18 protein-coding genes are annotated in these 17,152 nt (G+C 71.5%); 13 read left to right on the top strand and 5 right to left on the bottom strand.

Translation table 11 applies throughout. The features are described from left to right. Window positions 1–45: 45 nt before the first annotated feature. Window positions 46–1,488, top strand: coding sequence for a beta-lactamase family protein (locus M9914_06130; protein MCO5173754.1), 1,443 nt, complete (start codon window positions 46–48; stop codon window positions 1,486–1,488). A gap of 24 nt (window positions 1,489–1,512) precedes the next feature. On the opposite strand, the gene yedA is transcribed toward M9914_06130, so the two are convergent. Then, on the bottom strand, window positions 1,513–2,421 hold the full coding sequence (gene yedA / locus M9914_06135; GenBank protein MCO5173755.1) for a drug/metabolite exporter YedA: 909 nt from the start codon (window positions 2,419–2,421) through the stop codon (window positions 1,513–1,515). Window positions 2,422–2,540: 119 nt separating this feature from the next. Next, window positions 2,541–3,017, bottom strand: a complete 477-nt coding sequence (locus tag M9914_06140) for an SRPBCC family protein (GenBank protein MCO5173756.1) — start codon at window positions 3,015–3,017, stop codon at window positions 2,541–2,543. 16 nt (window positions 3,018–3,033) lie between these two features. Between M9914_06140 and M9914_06145 the strand changes: the two genes are divergently transcribed. Together M9914_06145 and M9914_06150 are read left to right on the top strand one after the other, a co-directional pair. Then, window positions 3,034–3,363, top strand: a complete 330-nt coding sequence (locus M9914_06145; protein ID MCO5173757.1) for a metalloregulator ArsR/SmtB family transcription factor — start codon at window positions 3,034–3,036, stop codon at window positions 3,361–3,363. A 10-nt stretch (window positions 3,364–3,373) separates the two neighbouring features. Continuing rightward, window positions 3,374–3,889 carry a DinB family protein gene (locus tag M9914_06150; protein ID MCO5173758.1) on the top strand — a complete coding sequence of 172 codons (516 nt, stop codon included), beginning with the start codon at window positions 3,374–3,376 and terminating at the stop codon, window positions 3,887–3,889. Window positions 3,890–3,934: 45 nt separating this feature from the next. On the opposite strand, the gene M9914_06155 is transcribed toward M9914_06150, so the two are convergent. Further along, the gene (locus M9914_06155) at window positions 3,935–5,296 is read right to left on the bottom strand and encodes an MFS transporter (protein MCO5173759.1); all 1,362 of its coding nucleotides are present in this window, start codon (window positions 5,294–5,296) and stop codon (window positions 3,935–3,937) included. Between the two features lie 31 nt (window positions 5,297–5,327). Between M9914_06155 and M9914_06160 the strand changes: the two genes are divergently transcribed. Beyond that, the gene (locus M9914_06160; protein MCO5173760.1) at window positions 5,328–6,065 is read left to right on the top strand and encodes a helix-turn-helix domain-containing protein; all 738 of its coding nucleotides are present in this window, start codon (window positions 5,328–5,330) and stop codon (window positions 6,063–6,065) included. Here M9914_06160 and M9914_06165 read toward each other — a convergent pair. Then, window positions 6,026–6,613: a DinB family protein gene (locus M9914_06165; GenBank protein MCO5173761.1), complete on the bottom strand. Its 588-nt coding sequence runs from the start codon at window positions 6,611–6,613 to the stop codon at window positions 6,026–6,028. The genes M9914_06160 and M9914_06165 overlap by 40 nt on opposite strands. Window positions 6,614–6,710: 97 nt before the next feature. Between M9914_06165 and M9914_06170 the strand changes: the two genes are divergently transcribed. From M9914_06170 to M9914_06205, 8 genes are all read left to right on the top strand, one after another. Continuing rightward, window positions 6,711–7,658: a DMT family transporter gene (locus M9914_06170; protein MCO5173762.1), complete on the top strand. Its 948-nt coding sequence runs from the start codon at window positions 6,711–6,713 to the stop codon at window positions 7,656–7,658. 123 nt (window positions 7,659–7,781) lie between these two features. Next, window positions 7,782–8,264 (top strand): VOC family protein, encoded by a 483-nt coding sequence (locus tag M9914_06175; GenBank protein MCO5173763.1) that lies wholly within the window; start codon window positions 7,782–7,784, stop codon window positions 8,262–8,264. A 180-nt stretch (window positions 8,265–8,444) separates the two neighbouring features. Further along, window positions 8,445–10,004, top strand: a complete 1,560-nt coding sequence (locus tag M9914_06180; protein ID MCO5173764.1) for an ABC transporter substrate-binding protein — start codon at window positions 8,445–8,447, stop codon at window positions 10,002–10,004. 24 nt (window positions 10,005–10,028) lie between these two features. Next, the gene (locus M9914_06185; protein ID MCO5173765.1) at window positions 10,029–11,018 is read left to right on the top strand and encodes an ABC transporter permease; all 990 of its coding nucleotides are present in this window, start codon (window positions 10,029–10,031) and stop codon (window positions 11,016–11,018) included. After that, window positions 11,018–11,887 (top strand): ABC transporter permease, encoded by an 870-nt coding sequence (locus M9914_06190; GenBank protein MCO5173766.1) that lies wholly within the window; start codon window positions 11,018–11,020, stop codon window positions 11,885–11,887. Before M9914_06185 ends, M9914_06190 begins: the two co-directional genes overlap by 1 nt. 26 nt (window positions 11,888–11,913) lie before the next feature. Continuing rightward, complete coding sequence (locus M9914_06195) at window positions 11,914–12,651, top strand: nucleoside phosphorylase (protein MCO5173767.1); 738 nt, start codon at window positions 11,914–11,916, stop codon at window positions 12,649–12,651. After that, window positions 12,648–14,486, top strand: coding sequence for an amidohydrolase family protein (locus tag M9914_06200; GenBank protein ID MCO5173768.1), 1,839 nt, complete (start codon window positions 12,648–12,650; stop codon window positions 14,484–14,486). The genes M9914_06195 and M9914_06200 overlap by 4 nt, the downstream gene beginning before the upstream one ends. Further along, window positions 14,483–15,718, top strand: a complete 1,236-nt coding sequence (locus M9914_06205; GenBank protein MCO5173769.1) for a M20/M25/M40 family metallo-hydrolase — start codon at window positions 14,483–14,485, stop codon at window positions 15,716–15,718. Before M9914_06200 ends, M9914_06205 begins: the two co-directional genes overlap by 4 nt. Before the next feature lies 1 nt (window position 15,719). Here the strand turns inward: M9914_06205 and M9914_06210 are convergent, their stop codons facing one another. Next, entirely contained in the window at window positions 15,720–16,481 is a 762-nt protein-coding gene (locus tag M9914_06210) for an SDR family oxidoreductase (GenBank protein MCO5173770.1), read from the bottom strand. A 131-nt stretch (window positions 16,482–16,612) separates the two neighbouring features. Here M9914_06210 and M9914_06215 point away from each other — a divergent pair, with 131 nt between their 5' ends. Beyond that, window positions 16,613–17,128, top strand: coding sequence for a DUF1572 domain-containing protein (locus M9914_06215; protein ID MCO5173771.1), 516 nt, complete (start codon window positions 16,613–16,615; stop codon window positions 17,126–17,128). The last annotated feature ends 24 nt before the right edge of the window (window positions 17,129–17,152 follow it).

Consider the following 17,152-nt stretch of genomic DNA (forward strand, 5'->3'; position numbering starts at 1 on the left):
CCGCGAAGCGGGTCCGGATCGCCACCAGGACGCGTATGCTCGTGCATGCCAGCACAAGGCCTCAAGGACCTGGACGCCGTCGTCGAGCAGTACGCCACCGGCAACTTCAGCCCCAGCGGTATCGTCACCGTCGCGAAGGGCGGCGAGATCGTCGAGACGCGTACCTGGGGCGGCGACGGCTACGACGTCACGACCCCCTTCCGCATCGCTTCCTGCACGAAGAGCTTCACGGCCCTCGCCCTCCTGATCCTGCGGCGCGAAGGTCGGCTTGGGCTCGACGACGAGGTCGTCCGGCACGTCCCCGAGCTGCAGGTCGTGGCGCCGGAAGGGTGGCCGGTGCTGCGCCTCCGCCACCTCCTCGCCATGTCCGGAGGCCTGGCGACCGACAACCCGTGGGGCGACCGGCAGGAGTCGCGCTCGCGTGAGCAGCTGAGCGCTTGGCTCGCGGGCGGGTTGCGCCTCGACTCCCCTCCGGGCGACGCGTACGAGTACTCGAACCTCGGTTACGCGGTCCTCGGCGAGGTCATCACGCGCGTGAGCGGGCAGGACTTCAAGGAGTTCGTTCGGGAGCGGATCATCGACCCGCTCGGCCTGTTGGACACGCGCTTCGCGGCCGACGACCTCCCCACGACCGCCCGCGGCTACCACCGCGAGCCCATGCTTCCCGGCCAGCCGGGCGGCTGGACGGTGCAGCGGGCCTCCGGCCCCGGCGTCTTCTCGCCGATCGGCGGCCTGTACTCGAGCGCGCGCGACCTCGTGGCGTGGGCGCACCTCCACATGCACCAGGCGGTCCCCGTGGGCGCCACGTTCACGGCCGCCGACCTCGCCGAGGGGCAGCAGCCGCTCACGCACGTCGAGACCTCCCACGCGCCGCGGCCGCTGCGCGGCCTCGTCACCCGGGCCTACGGCTACGGCCTCAACGTCGAGCGGTTCACCGACCACGGCGTGCTCGTGTCCCACGCCGGCGGCTACCCCGGCTTCACCGCCTACATGTGTTGGCACGCGGACTCCGGTCACACCGTGATCGCCTCCGCCAACGGCACGCACTCGGGCGTGCCCGACCTGGCGCGGCGCGTGATGTTCCCGCTCATGGCGGCGGGCGGCGGGTCGCCCGCCGCCATCGAGCCCTGGCCCGAGACCCTCGCGGCGGCCAGGGCGGTCGACGACCTCGTCCGCGAGGCGCGGACCGGCTCACCCGCCGAAGTCGCCGAGCGCTACGCGCGCGTGTTCGCCGAGAACGCCGAGCTTGACTTCCCGCTCGCGCGGCGTGTCGAGTACCTGCGCCAGGCGTTCGTGAACCTGGGGGAGCTCCGGCCGCGGGGCGAGCCGGCGCTCACGCACGAGCGGCCCGCCCGCGCCGGTTGGTCCGTACCGGCCGAGTTCGGCAAGCTGGAGCTCTACATCGAGCTGGCGCCCGTGGCCCCGTTCGGCGTCCAGACTTTCGAGGTGGTGGTCCAGAACGGCTGGGGGAAGGTGGAGCTGTTCTGAGTCGCGTTCGTGCCCGGACGGCGCTCAGTCGCCCCGCGGCGCCGAGCGCACCACGACGAGGACGCTGAGCACGATCACCGTCATGCCGGCGAGCGCGGGCAGCGTCAGGCGCTCGCCGGCGAACCAGGCCCCGAGCAGCACGGCCACCACGGGGTTCACGTACGCGTAGGACGTCATGAGCGCGGGCCTCACGCGCTGGTTCAGCAGGTAGACGTACGCGCTGAAGCCGATCAGCGAGCCGAACAGGATTAGGTAGGCGAGCGCTAGCGCGGGGCCGACCGACGGCCATGCGCCGAGGCTCTCGCCGCGTAGGAGCCCGAGCGGAACGAAGAGCGCGCCGGCCGCCAGCATCTGCGCCGCCGACCCCATCCCGCCCGGCGCCTGCGGCAGCTTGCGGCTGAGCGCCGACCCCAACGCCCAGGAGAACGGCGACACGAGCAGCAGGACGGCCGCCAAGGGGTTGCTGCGCAGGCCGCTGTCGAGGTTGAGCAGCAGCACGCCGACGATGCCTAGGCCCATGGCCACGTAGTCGCGCCTGCCGGTCCGTTCGCCGCCTAACGCCAACAGGAGCGTCAACCAGAGGGGCATGGTGGCGATCATCACGGCCGCGAGTCCTGACGGCGCCCCGAAGGCCTGGGCCAGGCCGACGCTGCCCATGCCGCCGACGAGCAGGAGCACACCGACGGCCGCCGAGCCGAGCCACTGCAGTCCTGACGGGTGCGGGGCGCCGCGCGCGCGGGAGAAGACGTACATGATGGCGCCGGCGCTGCCGAAGCGCACCGCCAGCATGAGGTACGGCGGCAGCTCCTCGACGGCGATCTTGATGGCGAGGTAGGTCGAGCCCCAGACGAGGTAGAGGATCGCCAGCGCCGCGGCCACCTCGAGCGGCACCGCCCCGGGCGCGCGCCTACGAGGACCCCCGGTGTCAGGCACGAGCCATTCTACGTTCGGGGCCGCACCTCGCTCGAGCCCTCGGGTCTGGTCGGGTGGCCCGCCGGTCCCATGAACGACTCTGGCGGGCTCGCCGAACGGCCTCTCTCCGGGCGGCTAGGTCACTTGTAGAACCCCTCGCGCAGGTTGATGCCGTGTTCGACCCACGCCTTCAGCGCCGCCAGCATGCCGGTCCAGCCCTCGCAGTTGCCGAAGGCGCTCTTGGCGCCCGCCTGCGTCCCCAGCCAGGCGGCCTCGGTGATGGTGACGAGCGTGCGCGCGTTGCCGTCGAGCGGCTCGAAGTCGAACGTCGTTCTGGTCTTGCCAGTGGGGTCGAGCGTGTTGTTGCCGCCCCACTCGATGACGATGCGGCGCGGCGGGTCCGCCTCCAGGACCGTGACGGGGAACGCGCCGGGGAAGTCGTGGAAGTCCCACGTCACGTCGCCGCCGGCTTCGAGCCGCCCGCGCGCGCCGCCGGTCGTGAAGTACCTGGAGAGTTGGGCAGGGTCGGCCACCGCCTCGTAGACCTCCTCGCGAGGGCGTGAGACGCGCGCCGAGACCGTGAAGGACAGGCTTTCCAACCGCTCCGAGTCTGTCATGTTATAGTTATATCACATGTTGCCGGCCGACGGTAGCGACCAGCTCGACGACTCCGACGACGACCGCGTGTTCAAGGCGTTGGCGTCAGCCACGCGGCGGCGGATGCTCGACGCCCTGCGCCGCTCGTCCATGACGACGGGCGCCCTCTGCGACCTCCTCCCGAACCTCGACAGGACGACCGTCCTGCAGCACCTCCGCGTCCTGGAGCGCGCCGAGCTCGTGATCGGCCGCAAGGTGGGGCGTGAGCGCGTCCTCACGCTGGCGCCGCTGCCCATCAAGCGGATCTACGACCGCTGGATAGGCGAATACGCACGCGCGGCCGTCGAGCTGCTGGAGCGGTTGTAGGCTTTGACGCATGACAGAGGACGCCGTGCCAGGACCCGACCCCGCGGCCGCCGCCGTGGCAGCCGCTTACGACCACCTCAGCGACGCGAGCCACGACGGCTTCACGCCCTTCGACAGGGCCCTGGATGGCCTGAGCGGCGAGGTGGCCGTCAGGAAGCCGGCAGGGAGCCCGTACAGCCCGGCCGAGGTCCTCGCCCACATGCTGTTCTGGCAGCAGCGTCACCTGGCCATCCTGGACGGCGCTCCGCCCGTGCCCGTCGCCACCGCCGCCGTCGGCTGGCCCAGCGCGTCGGCCGCGGACTGGGACGGCATGGTCGAGAAGTACCAGGCCGGCCTGGCCCGCTACCGCGCCGTCGTCGCGAAGCCGGCGGCGGTCGCACGTCCGGTGCGGGAGGGGAGCAGCGTGTCGGCTGCCACCAGCACCATGTCGATGTTCATCCACGACGCGCACCACCTCGGCCAGATCATCCTGTTGCGCCGCATGCTAGGCGCCTGGCCCCCGCCCGGGGGCGGCGACACCTGGTAGGACCGGCGCAGGGCGGCAAGGCCTGATGAGACCGCCGCTGGGCGGCTAGGCGCTCTCCTGCGAGGTGGCAGCCGGTCCGGCCCGGTGACCGTCCGACCGGGGAGCGGCGCGGGCCAGCCGGTCGAGCGCCAGGTACAACGTCACGCCGAGGGCCAGCACCCCCGCGCACACGCCCCAGGCCGCCGCGATCGAGGTCGCCTGGGCCAACGGCGTCAGGACCAGGCTGCCTAGGAAGCTACCCGCGAACCCGGCCAGCGACAGGACGGAGAGCATGACCGAGCGGCGCGCCGCCGGCACCGCGGCGTTGAAGAGCGCCAGGTGTGGCGAAGACCAGCCGGAACGCGCCACGTAGGTCAACCAGAAGAGCGCGGTCGCGCCCGCCAGACCCGTCTGCCGGGCCAACAGGCCGAACGCCGTCGCCTGCAGCAGCTGGAGGAGCCCGGCCGCTAGGGCGTCGCGCCCCTTCAGGAACCGGGTGAGCCGTGTGGCCATGACGTTGCCGAACACGCCCATGGCGAAGCTGCCGCCGAGCACGAACCCGAGCGCACGCGCGTCCGCGGCGGCCGTGGTGCCAAGGAGCGCGCCGACGAGCCCCGTGACACCGGGTTGGGCGGCGCTCGGTCGGGCGTCGTGCAGCAGCCCGGCTAAGAACGGCTGCCAGAGCGTCTCGGAGGTCATGAGCGCGATCCCCACCAGGCACTCGCCGGCGAGCAGCAGCCGGAGCGGTCGACTGCCGCGCGCGAGGGCGGCGGCGTCGGCCACCACCGTGCGCACGGCGGCCAGCCCGGCTCGCCATGCGAGCCGCTCCGAGGCCGGCCGCGGGTCGCGCACGAGGAGCGCCGTCAGGGCGATGACGGCGGCCTGCATCACGCCGGAGGCCACGACCGTCACCGACAACGGGGTGAGCACCGCGGCGCCGTCGCTCGGCAACCATGCGAAGAGGCCCGGCAGCAGCGCGCCCGTCACCGTGCCGGCCGCGAGCCCGATGAGGTTGTAGGAGCCCGCGGCCGCGAGGGCGGGTTGCAGCGCGGCGCCCGGCTCGCGCTCCTGGAGGGCGTCGATGAACCACGCGTCGAGCGCCCCGGAGCTCAAGGCCCGGGACGTGCCCCAGAGGAGCGAGTAGAGGACGAAGCCGGTCAGGTCGAACGCGCCCAGGAACAGGACCTTGGCGAGCAAGGCCAGGACGCAGGCGAGCAGGTACGTGCGCTTGCGTCCGAACGTGTCGGCCAGCGCCCCGGACGGGAGCTCGAGCAGCACGATCGTGAGGGTGTACACGGCTCCGTACATGCCGACCTGGCTCAACGACAGCCCCCGCGACTGCGCGAGCAGGACGGAGACGGCCATCGGCACGACGTTGGCGAACCAGTTGAGGGAGCTCACCAGGTAGTAGGTGGCGCGAACGTTCATCGAGAAGAGCGTGGCGGTTACTCTACTTGTGATGACAGAGGCGGATTCAGGTAGGAGAGACCCCTCCGTGGTGGGGCTCGCGGCGCCGGACGCCCCCGCGCCGGGCTCCGCCCGCGACCGCGGCGCCGCCGACCGCGACTACCACCGCGTCACGGACCCCGAGCAGGCGCGCCTGCTCACGGAGCCGGCGTTCGAGGACGCCTTTCGGCCGTTCCTGGCGCGCGAGCGTTCCGTGAGCGAGGCCGCGGCCGAGGCGGGCACGACGCTCGACGCCATGCTCTACCGCGTGCGCGGGCTGCTGAAGGCCGGGCTGCTGGAGGTGGCGCGCCTGAGGCCGCGCGCCGGGCGACCCATCAAGCTGTACCGCTCCGTGCACGACGCCTACTTCATCCCGTACGAGCTCACGCCGTTCGCGTCCTTGGAGGAGCGGCTCTGGCGACAGTTCATGCCGGAACTGAAGGAGCGACTCGCCATCCAGGCGCGGCGGCTGCGCGCGCGGGGCTTCGACGGCCAGCGCCTCTACCGCAACGACTTCGGCGAGACGTTCATGGAGTCCGCGCCCGACGCCGTGAGCCAGCTCCACTTCCTCGACCCACAGCGCGAACCGGCCACCGACTACTGGACCAACCTCGAGTTGACGGAGCCGCAGGCGCGCGAAGTGCAGCGCACGCTCTACGACCTCTGGCGCCGCTCACAGGCGCTCGAGGCTGGCGGGGCGGAGAAGAAGCGCTACCGGCTGGCCGTGGCGTTCGTGCCGCTCGACGACTGAGCCAGCCACTTCCTGACCGAGCCCCTGATCGCGTACAGGTGGCCCGCCTCGTGCTCGATGAGGTGCCACACGATCCATTCGGGCGTCACGGCGTACTCCTCGCCTGCCGGCTCGCTCATGCGTCGCCATGCGGCCGGGTCCAGCCCGCCGACTATCTCGAGGAAACGCGCGCGCGACGCGTTCAACCGGGCGACATGCTCGCTCAGGGCGACGCCGGGCACGTGCTGGAGGGCGCCCTTCGCATCACGGTCAGGGTAGGGGAAGAGCTCGTGCACGTAGGGTGGGAACTCCTGCATCAGCAGGTCCGTGTACAGCCAGCCGAGCTCGACGCCGGCCACGTGGTAGAGGAGCGAGCCGACCGAGTTGTCGTCGCCGTTCACGCCGCGCCAGTCGATGAACTCCTGGCCCAGGCCGCCGGCGTCGATGCGCTCGACCGTGCGGAGCAGGGCCTGCCTGATGCGCTGCAAGCCCCCGAGCCACAGGCCGGCCTCCGGCGTGACGCTCGGGTAAGGCTCGATGAAGAGCTGGGTCCGTGCTCCTGCGTCCATGTGTCCTCCGCCGCGTAATATAGCGGTCGCGGCGGGCCGGACGTTCGAGCCCCGCACACGGCGTTCGCGCCGGAACACAGCTCGGAAGAAGGCTTCGATGAACCGCTACAACTGGCTGGGGCTGGCACTCGCTTTGGCTTCTTCAGCCGCGTTCGGCACCTCAGGGTCGTTGGCCAAGGGGCTACTGGTGGCCGGCTGGTCGCCTGCGGGAGCCGTGACCTGGCGCGTCGGCCTCGGCGCCCTGGCGCTGCTGCTGCCGGCCGCCCTGGCCATGCGCGGCCGCTGGGGGTCGCTGGCGCGCGGCTGGCCCACCGTCCTGCTCTTCGGCCTCGTGGCCGTCGCCGGTTGCCAGCTCGCCTACTTCCTGGCCGTCGAGCGCCTCTCCGTCGCCATCGCCCTCCTCCTCGAGTACCTGGGCGTGATCCTCGTCGTCGTCTGGCTCTGGCTGCGGCGCGCTCAGCGCCCCCGGCCCCTCACCCTCGTCGGCGCCTGCCTGGCCGTCCTCGGCCTGGTGCTGGTGCTCGACGTGTTCGGCGCCGTCACCATCGACGTCGTCGGCGTCGTCTGGGGCCTCGTCGCCGCCTTCGGGCTGGCCACCTTCTTCGTCGTCTCGGCCGACGACCGCAGCGGTCTGCCTCCCATCGCCATGGCGTCTGGCGGCCTGCTCGTCGGCGCCGCCGTGCTCCTCCTAGCGGGGTGGGCCGGGGTCGTGCCGTTCGCTTGGAACACCTCCGATGTCCTCCTGGCCGGGTACCGGGTGCCGTGGTGGCTCGACATCGCTCCGCTCGGCCTCTTCGCGGCGGCGTTCGCCTACGTTGCCGGCATCTTCGCGGCGCGGCGCCTCGGGTCGAAGCTCGCATCGTTCGTGGGGCTCTCCGAGGTCCTCTTCGCCGTCCTGTGGGCCTGGCTGCTCCTCGGCGAGCTCCCCGTCGCCGTCCAGCTGCTCGGCGGAGCGCTCATCCTCGCCGGCGTGATCCTGGTGAAGCTCGACGAGGGTCCGCGTCGGGAAGGCGCTACCGCAGCGGCCGGGACCGCTCCGCGCTGACGGACGCCGGTCGCCACCTGACCACGGTCGCTCCCGATGCCCGTCACGGACCCCTTGCCGGCTCCGGCCCGCCTCCAGCCTGAGAAGCTATCCTGGTCGGGACAGTCGGCGAGGAGGCGCGACATGCAGAAGGTGACCCCGTTCCTATGGTTCGACGACCAAGCCGAGGAGGCTGCCGCCTTCTACTTGGCCGTCTTCGACGACGCCCGCAAGGTCTCCAACGTCGTCGACGACGCGCGCCAGGTCTCCCTGGACGGGCGGCCGGGCAAGGCCTCGGGCATCACGATCGAGGTGGGCGGCCAGCGCCTCTTCCTCTTCAACGGCGGCCCCTACTTCAAGCTCAACGAGGCCTTCTCGCTCTTCATTGACTGCGGCACCCAGGCCGAGGTCGACTACTACTGGGAGCGGTTGACGGCCGACGGCGGCCAGGAGTCCCAGTGCGGCTGGCTGAAGGACAAGTTCGGCGTCTCCTGGCAGGTCGTGCCCGAGGTCCTCACGCGTGGTCTCTCCGATCCGGACCCGGAGGTAGCCAAGCGCGTCGCCGCGAGCATGATGACCATGACCAAGCTGGACGTCGCGGAGCTCGAGAGGGCCTACGCGGGCTAGCTCTCGGTCGAAGCGCCTTCGGACGACTCGAGCCTGGGCGCCCGCCCGCGCGCACGACCCGCTGGCCTGGCGTGCCTCACGCCGCCGAGGCGCCGCCCGCGTGCCGGCCCGGCGCCCGGATGCTAGATTCTTCACAGGGAGTCGCTACTTCCACTCGTTCCAGCGAAAGGCAGGTTCCAGATGACCTGGTCGACCGTCAAGCGCGCGCTGTTCGTCTTCGCCGCGCTGCTACTAGCCGTACCGGCCGCAGCTCAGGAGACGCCCGTCAAGGGCGGCACCGCCATCGTCGTCCTCGGCTCGGACCCCGAGCACCTCAACGTCGGCATCAGCACCAGCTACCCCGTCGCCGCGGTCGGGGCGAACATCTACAGCGGCCTCGTCAGGTCGCGCGCCGATGGCCGGCCGGAGGGCGACCTCGCCAGCAGCTGGACGGTGTCGGACGACAACCTGACCTACACCTTCAAGCTGCGGCAGGCGAACTTCCACGACGGCACGCCCGTCACGAGCGCCGACGTCGTCTACTCCATGCTCCAGATCGAGGCGCCGAACCACGGCCGCTTCAAGACGGCCTACGACCAGATCGCCTCCATCGAGGCGCCGGACGCGGAGACCGTCGTCATCACCCTGAAGGTGCCTTACGCGCCGCTCCTGAGCCTCCTGACGGTGTTCGACGCCCCGGTCCTGCCGAAGCACGTCTTCGAAGGCACGGACCCCCTCACGAACCCGGCCAACGACGCCCCCATCGGCAGCGGCCCCTTCAAGTTCGCGAGCTGGGTGCGCGGCGAGCGTGTCGAGATCGTGCGCAACGACGACTACTTCCTCGACGAGGCCCTCCTCGACAAGATCATCTTCCGCATCGTGCCGCAGGATGTAGCGCGCTCAACGGCCCTCGAGGTCGGGGAAGCCGACCTCCTGTGGGGCTTCTACATGCCGCCGGCCGACCTGCCGCGCCTCGCGTCCGACCCGAACCTCAACACCTGGACGGGCATCACCATCCCGGCGCTCTACTTCGTCTTCATCAACACGAACACCCCGGGCTTGGACGACGTCCGCGTCCGCCAGGCCATCATGTACGCCGTCGACCGCGAGCAGGTCGTCGAGCAGGCGCAGGGCGGCCTCGGCCAGGCCGGCTCCGGTCCGTTCGGCGCGGGCTTCGCGTACGCCTACGACGAGTCGACCGACTACCGCACCAGGTACCCGTTCGACCAGGAGAAGGCCAAGGCGCTCCTGGCCGAGGCGGGCGTGAGCGGGCTTCAGCTGCGCTTCGTCTACGACTCCGCGCGCGGCGCCTTCGCCGCCGCCGGCGACATCATGCGCGACCAGCTGCGCCAGGTCGGCATCGACCTCGTGCTGCAGCCGGCCGAGCGCGCCGTGATGGTGGATCGCGTCTACAACGGCGACTACGACCTCACCATGCAGTCGTTCACGTCGAGCGGCGACCCGACGATCGGCTACCACCGCATCTACCGCAGCGCCGCTCCGGGTACCCCGTTCGTCAACGCCACGGGCTACTCCAACCCCGACATCGACGCGTGGCTCGACCAGGCGGGCGGTCTCGCCGATCAGGACGCTCGCGCCGAGTACTACGCCAGGATCAACGAGGTGCTGGCGAACGACGTGCCCGTGATGGTGATGTTCGACGAGCTGGCCTCCGAGGCCTCCTCGGGGAACCTGCGCGGCATGCGCACGCTCCTCGACCAGCGCGACGGGCTCGAGTTCCTCTGGTTCGCCCAGCCCTAGCGTAAGTCGGGGAGGTGGCGCGACATGGCTGCTGAGGGCGGCGGCAACGGCCTGGCGCTCTACGCGCTGCGCAGGCTGATCAACGCCGTGCCGCTCGTCCTCGGCGTCGTCGTCGTCAACTTCGTCCTCATCGCCCTCGCACCGGGTGACCCCGTCATGTCGCTCATCGGCGAGTACCCGGCGCCGGCCGAGTACGTGGAGCGGGTGCGGCAGGACTTCGGGCTCGACAAGAGCGTCCCCGAGCGGCTCTGGCTCTACCTGGTGAACGTGGCGAAGGGGGACCTCGGGTTCTCCTTCGCCAACCGCCAGCCCGTCCTCGACCTGCTCCTCCAGCGGCTCGGGCGCACCCTGGTGCTGATGTTGAGCACCGTGGTGGTCGCCTCGACGGTTGGCCTCTTCCTGGGGGTGATCGCGGCACGCAAGCCCGGTTCGGTCACGGACCGGGGCGCGACCGGCTTCGCGCTCGTCGGCTACGCGGTGCCGGAGTTCTGGCTCGGGCAGATCCTCATCCTCGTGTTCGCCGTGCTGCTCGGCTGGTTGCCGGCCGGCGGCTTCCGCAGCGTCAGGGTCGAGTACACGGGCCTGGCGGCCGGCCTCGACATGTTCAGGCACATGCTCCTGCCCATGGCCGCGCTTTCGTTCAGGTACATGGCCATCACCACGCGCCTCACGCGCGCGTCGCTCCTAGAGGTGATGAGCTCCCAGTACATCGTGGCTGCGCGGGGGCGGGGGCTGTCGGAGAACACCATCCTCTGGCGCCATGCGCTCCGCGCGGCCGCCCTGCCCGTCGTGACGGTCATCGGCTACAACTTCGGCTTCATCGTGGCGGGCTCGGCGCTCGTCGAGACCGTCTTCGGCTGGCCAGGGATAGGCCGCCTCATGTACGACTCCATCTACACGCGCGACTACCCCGTGCTCCTAGGTATCTTGCTGTTCGTATCCATAACGGTCATCGCCGTCAACCTCATCACCGACGCGTTCTACGCCGTCCTCGACCCGCGGGTGAGGTACTGATGGAAACCGCTGCAGCTCCCGCCGCCGGGCGCTCGAACGCCAGCGCGGCCTGGCGCCGCTTCAGGCGGAGCAGCTCCGGCGTCTTCGGCCTCGCGCTCGTCGTGCTCCTCACGCTCGTCGCCGTCCTGGCGCCCGTACTCGCGCCGTACGACCCGCACACGACGTCGCGCGCCGCCTTCGTGCCGCCACTCTCCACCGGTCACGTCCTCGGCACCGACAACCTCGGCCGCGACGTGCTCAGCCAGGTGATCTGGGGTTCGCGCGTCTCGCTCATGGTCGGGCTCGCGGCGGCGGCCACGGCGACGCTGATCGGCGTCCTCGTCGGCGCCCTCGCCGGCTACCTCGGCGGCTGGTTCGACGAGCTCCTCATGCGCATCACGGAGTTCTTCCAGGTGATCCCGCGCTTCGTGCTCGCGCTCATCGTGGTGGCGTTCTTCGGCTCCGGCCTCGTCAACCTCATCCTCGTCATCGGGGTGCTGAGCTGGCCGCAGACCGCGCGGTTGGTGCGCAGCCAGTACCTGAGCCACAAGACCCTGCCGTACGTGGACGCTGGCCGCGCCCTCGGCATGCGCAAGTTCCGCATCATGTTCATGCAGATCCTGCCGAACGCCATGGGGCCCGTGCTCGTCGTCGCTTCGCTCGACGTGGCGCAGGCCATCCTGCTGGAGGCCAGCCTCGGTTTCTTCGGCCTCGGCGACCCGAACCTGACGAGCTGGGGCGGCATGCTCAACACGGCCCAGACCTTCATCCGCCGCGCCTGGTGGATGAGCGTGTTCCCCGGCATCGGCATCACCCTGGCCGTGCTCGGCTTCAACCTGTTCGGCGACGGCCTCACCGAGGCGTACGACCCCCGCATGGCGCCGCGCTGAAGCCGCCGCGCCCTAGGAGAGCTTCGATGTCAGACATCCAACGCCACCTGCGCGCCAAGACGGGCGACGTCGCCCCGTACGTCCTCATCCCCGGCGACCCCGGCCGCGCCGAACGCATCGCCGAGACCTTCGTCGAGCCCAAGCTGATCGCGCGCAACCGCGAGTACACGCTCTTCACGGGGCGCACGGCGGCCGGTACGCCCATCAGCGTCTGCTCGACGGGCATCGGCGGACCGTCGGCGTCCATCGCCGTGGAGGAGCTCGTGCGGATCGGGGCCACGCACTTCATCCGCGTCGGCTCGGCGGGCGGCAGGCAGCCCGGCACCCCCATCGGCTCCGTGATAGTCGTGACGGCGGCCTTCAGGGGCGAGGGGACGTCCCTCGACTACATCCCGCTCGGCTACCCGGCGGCGGCCGACCTCGACGTCACGCTCGCCCTGCGCCGCGCCGCCGAGGCGTACCTCGGCAAACGCGCCATCGAGGGCGTCGTGTACACGCGCGACGCCTTCTACCGCCGCGACGACGGACTCAACCAACGCCTCACCGAGGCCGGCGTGGTCGCGGCCGAGCAGGAGTGCTCCACCGTCTTCGTCGTCGGCGCCCTCCTGGGCGTGAAGGTCGGGGCCGTGCTCGGCACGGACTCGAACATCTACCTCGACCCCCAGCCGACCCGCGAGGAGAAGGAGGCGCTCTACCGGCAGGTCGAGCGCGAGACCATCGCCATCGCGACCGCCGCCGTGGACCGGCTCCACACCGAGGCGTGAGCCCTACCGCGTCCGGTCGGAGCGAGCGGGCGGTGCCGGGAGCCGCCGCCGGTCCCGAGGCGCCCTTCGCCCCGAGCCTCACGGAGCGCGACCTGCTCGTGACGGGCGCGACGCTCGTCGACGTGGTCACCCAGTCCACCTACCGCGGCTGGTTCACCGTCTGGCGCGGGCGGTTCGTCGAGGTCGAGGCGGGCGAGCCCTCCGAGGCCGACCTGGCCGGCCTGAGCATCGCCGAGCGCCGCGACCTCGGGGGCGCCCACGTGCAGCCGGGCATGCTCGACGTGCACATGCACATCGAGAGCAGCCTAGTCACGCCGCGGCGCTTCGCCGAGGCCGCCCTCCCGCACGGCACGACGACCATCCTGCAGGACCCGCACGAGGTGGCCAACGTGCTCGGCGCGCCCGGCATCTTGGCCATGCACGCCGCCTCGCGCGGGCTCCCGCAGCGGGTCTACACGGCCGTGTCGAGCTGCGTGCCCGCGACCTCGGCGGACATCGAGACGCCCAACGCCGCCATCGCCCCGTCCGACGTGGCGGAGCTGGCGCGCGACCCGGAGGTGATCGCGCTCGGCGAGGTCATGGACTACCAGGGCCTCGTGGCGGGCGACGGGCACCTGCGGGCCATGGTCGCCGCCGCGCACGGAGCGGGCCTGAGCGTCGAGGGGCACGTGCCGAGCCTCGCCGGCGCCGCCCTCTCGCGCTACGTCGCTCACGGCGTGCGCTCCGACCACACGCTCGCCACGCCCGCCAAGCTCCTCGAGGAGCTCCGCAAGGGCTTGTGGGTGATGATCCAGGAGAAGTCGCTCACGCCCGACGTCGCGCGGGAGATCGTCGCCCTGCCCGACCGGAGCCGCGTGCTGCTCATCACGGACGACGTGATGCCGAACCGCCTCCTCGGCGGCCACCTGAGCCGCCTCGTCGCGCTCGCCGCCGAGCTGGGTTGGCCGGTCATGGACGCCATCGCGTCCGCCACGCTGCGCCCGGCCACCTACCTGGGCCTGGGCGGGCTCGGCGTCGTCGCGCCCGGCGCGCACGCCGACTACCTCGTCACGGACGGGCTGGCCGCCTACCCGCCGCTCGAGACGCATGTCGGGGGGCGCTTGGTGGCTCGGGGCGGCACGACGGTCGTCGACTGCTCACCCCCGGAGCTGCCGAGCGCCGGCTCGACCGCGGCGGCCGGGCTCCCGGGCGCCGGCCAGGCGTACGCGGCGGCGAACGTGGCGCGAGACGCCCTCGGGTTCGGTGGGGGCGCTACGCGCCGTCAGGCCCGCGCCCGCGTAATAACCGTGAACAAGGTGAACAGCTTCACCACCTTGCGCGAGGCCGACGTCGAGCTAGTGGGCGGCGTGCCGACCGACCCCGGCATCGCCCTCGCCTGCGTAGTGCCGCGCGCCGCGCTGCTGCCGGGCGCGGGCGCGTACGCGCCCGTCGTCTGCCTCGTCGAGGGCACCGGCCTGCGCTCCGGCGGCTACGCTTCGACCTTCGCCCACGACAGCCACAACGTCTTCCTCTTCGGGCGTAGCCTGGACGCCATGGCGACCTCCCTGGCCCGCGTCGCCGCCGAAGGCGGCGGCATGGCGTTCACGACCGACTCAGGCACGACCCTCCTGCCCCTCCCCATCGCGGGGCTACTGTCCGACGACCCGGTGAGCGTCGTCGGTGCCGGCTTCGCGGCGCTCGAGCGGGCGCTCGGGGAGGCCGGCATGGACGTCAAGGCGCCCGTGCTCCTCCTCACGCTCCTGCCCCTGAGCGTGAGCCCGGACTTCAAGGTGACCGACAAGGGCATCGTCGACGTGCAGGCGCGGCGCATCCTCGCGCCCGAGGTGACCGCGTGAGCGGTAAGGGCGGCGCTTCGGGCGGACGCGACGGTTCCGACGCGCGCCGCGGCGCTACCGACCTGCAGGGCGATGGGCGCGCGGCCGACCCGATGCTGGTTGCCCGCCTCCTGACGCACCTAGTGGACCTATGCGGGACGGCGAGCCCGAGCCGGAACGAGCGCGAGGTCGCGGACAAGCTCCGAGGCGAGTTCGAGGCCTTGGGCATGACGGTGCGCGAGGACGACGCCGGCTCCAGCACGGGCGGGAACGCGGGCAACCTGATAGCGGAGCTGCCGGGCGGCCTCCCCGAGCGGGTGGTCTTGGCCGCGCACATGGACACGGTGCCGTTGGCGCAAGGGGAGCCGTTGGCGCCCATAGTCGAGGGTACCGTCGTGCGCACGACCGGCAGGCAGATCCTCGGCGCCGACGACAAGGCCGGCGTGTGCGTCGTCCTCGAGCTGGCGGCACGCGCCGCTGCGACGCCCTTCGCCGAGCGCCCGACCGTCGTGGCGGTCGTCACCGTCTGCGAGGAGCTCGGCCTGCTCGGCGCCAAGCACTTGGACGTCGCGGCGTTGCGGGCCGACCACGGCTACTCGTTCGACGGCGAGGTGCCGGTCGGCGAGCTCGTCACCGCCGCGGTCTTCAAGGAGGACGTGACGTTCATGGTCGAGGGCCGCGCCGCCCACGCCGCCCTCGAGCCGGAGCGCGGGGTGCACGCGATCAAGGCCGCCGCCGCGGTCGTGGCGGCCATCCCGCTCGGCCGCGTGGCCGACGACCAGGTCCTGAACATCGGCGCCATCCAAGGGGGCGGGTCGACCAACGTGATCCCGGCGCTGGTGAGCATGCGCGGCGAGTTCCGGTCCTTCACCGCCGAGCGCCTCGAGGAGCTGGCCGAGCGCGTGCTCCGCCTGGCGCAAGCTGCCGCGACCGAGCACGGCGCGCGTTTGAGCGTCGAGCGCAAGCGCCTCTACGCCGGCTACTCCCTGCCCGACGACGCCGTTCCCGTGGGGCGCCTGGCCGAGACGGCGGCGGCCAACGGCATCGAGGCGCGCACCGTGTCCTCGATCGGCGGCTCGGACACGAGCATCTTCAACCAGAAGGGCCTGCCGACCGTCAACGTCGGGGTCAACATGCACGAGATCCACTCCGTGAACGAGTGGATCGACGCGGCCGACCTGGCGCGGGTCGTCGCCTGGGTGTCGGCGGCGATGGGCCTGCGAGGCGTACACCTCGCAGGCCCCGGCAGCTAGCTCACCCGGCCAACCAACCCCCGTCGATGGGGTAGTAGGCGCCCGTGATGTACGAGGCGTCCTCGGAGCAGAGGAAGACGATGAGCTTGGCGACCTCGGCCGGTTCTCCGAAGCGCCGCATCGGCGTGACGCTCTTGAGCCAGGCCGTGGTCTGCTCGTCCGCGAAGATGGCCTCCGTCATGCCGGTCCGCACGACGCCCGGCCCGACACAGTTCACGCGCACGCCCGCGGTGGCGTAGGTCAGGGCCGCGGACTTGGTGAGGCCGCGCACGGCGTGCTTGCTCGTCGGGTAGGACGGGTCGCCGGCCGTGGCGCGATCGCCCATGGTGCTCGCCAGGTTGACGACCCCGCCCCCGCCCACCTTGAGGAGCTCGGGGATGGCGTGCTTGAGGCCGAGGAAGGTGCCGACCACGTTGACGTCCAGCACGCGCTTGAACGCCTCGACCTCCACCTCGTGCAGGGGCACGTTCGGTCCGGCGGCGGAGATGCCGGCGTTGTTGACGAGGTAGTCGACGCGCCCGAACGTTGCGACCGTCGCAGCCACCATCTCCTTGACGGAGGCCTCGTCGGCCACGTCCACCTTGACGGCCGCCGCCCTGCCTCCGCCGGCCACCACCTGGCGCACCGTCTCCTCGGCGCCGGTCAGGTTGAAGTCCGCGACCATCACGGCCGCGCCCTTCGCAGCGAACTCGAGCGCCACGGCGCGTCCGATACCGGACCCCGCGCCCGTCACCAAGGCCACCTTGCCGGTCATCGTGTCCATGCGACACCTCTTTCCCGCCTCCAGCGTAAGAGGGGAGGCGTAGGACAGATGGCCTCGTCGGGCTGGTCGGCACGCCACCACCCGCGCCCATCCACGCCACGGCCGCGTCTTCCTGGCGGTACCATCTGCCCATGGACGAGCATCCGAGCCAGGCAGAGTTGGGGACCGTCTTCGTCGCCGAGATCGAGCGCGGTTACCGTGCGCAGAAGCTCCAGGCCGAGCGGGCCCTTGACCAGCTCGAGGCGGCCGACTGGCACCGCACCCTCGACGACGACGGCAACTCGATCGCGGTCATCGTGCGCCACCTCACGGGCAACCTGCGCTCGCGCTGGACGGACTTCCTGACGAGCGACGGCGAGAAGCCCGACCGGAACCGGGACGGCGAGTTCGAGTCTGGTCGGCAGGGCAAGGAGGAGATGCTGGCCGCCTGGGACGAGGCGTTCGCTGTCGTGTTCGACGCGTTGGCCGCGCTCACGCCGTCCGACCTCGGCAGGACTATCACGATCAGGGACCAGCCCCTGGGGGTCGTGGCGGCCATCCTGCGCAACTACGAGCACACGGGTCACCACGTCGGACAGATCGTGCTGCTCGCCAAGCATTGGCGCGGCCCCGAGTGGCGGACGTTGTCCATCCCCAAGAAGCGCTGAGGGCCGGGCCCGCGCTGTAGCCGC

It is taken from the genome of Trueperaceae bacterium (assembly GCA_023954415.1).
Classification (GTDB): Bacteria; Deinococcota; Deinococci; order Deinococcales; family Trueperaceae; genus JAAYYF01.

Excerpts from the sequence above, each read along its gene's own strand:
- M9914_06130 (MCO5173754.1), top strand. The coding sequence starts at position 46 with ATGCCAGCACAAGGCCTCAAGGACCTGGACGCCGTCGTCGAGCAGTAC.
- M9914_06160 (MCO5173760.1), top strand. The coding sequence starts at position 5,328 with ATGACAGAGGCGGATTCAGGTAGGAGAGACCCCTCCGTGGTGGGGCTC.
- M9914_06155 (MCO5173759.1), bottom strand. The coding sequence starts at position 5,296 with ATGAACGTTCGCGCCACCTACTACCTGGTGAGCTCCCTCAACTGGTTC.
- M9914_06170 (MCO5173762.1), top strand. The coding sequence starts at position 6,711 with ATGAACCGCTACAACTGGCTGGGGCTGGCACTCGCTTTGGCTTCTTCA.
- M9914_06195 (MCO5173767.1), top strand. The coding sequence starts at position 11,914 with ATGTCAGACATCCAACGCCACCTGCGCGCCAAGACGGGCGACGTCGCC.
- M9914_06165 (MCO5173761.1), bottom strand. The coding sequence starts at position 6,613 with ATGGACGCAGGAGCACGGACCCAGCTCTTCATCGAGCCTTACCCGAGC.
- M9914_06190 (MCO5173766.1), top strand. The coding sequence starts at position 11,018 with ATGGAAACCGCTGCAGCTCCCGCCGCCGGGCGCTCGAACGCCAGCGCG.
- M9914_06140 (MCO5173756.1), bottom strand. The coding sequence starts at position 3,017 with ATGACAGACTCGGAGCGGTTGGAAAGCCTGTCCTTCACGGTCTCGGCG.
- M9914_06175 (MCO5173763.1), top strand. The coding sequence starts at position 7,782 with ATGCAGAAGGTGACCCCGTTCCTATGGTTCGACGACCAAGCCGAGGAG.
- M9914_06180 (MCO5173764.1), top strand. The coding sequence starts at position 8,445 with ATGACCTGGTCGACCGTCAAGCGCGCGCTGTTCGTCTTCGCCGCGCTG.
- M9914_06215 (MCO5173771.1), top strand. The coding sequence starts at position 16,613 with ATGGACGAGCATCCGAGCCAGGCAGAGTTGGGGACCGTCTTCGTCGCC.
- M9914_06210 (MCO5173770.1), bottom strand. The coding sequence starts at position 16,481 with ATGGACACGATGACCGGCAAGGTGGCCTTGGTGACGGGCGCGGGGTCC.
- M9914_06185 (MCO5173765.1), top strand. The coding sequence starts at position 10,029 with ATGGCTGCTGAGGGCGGCGGCAACGGCCTGGCGCTCTACGCGCTGCGC.
- M9914_06145 (MCO5173757.1), top strand. The coding sequence starts at position 3,034 with ATGTTGCCGGCCGACGGTAGCGACCAGCTCGACGACTCCGACGACGAC.
- M9914_06150 (MCO5173758.1), top strand. The coding sequence starts at position 3,374 with ATGACAGAGGACGCCGTGCCAGGACCCGACCCCGCGGCCGCCGCCGTG.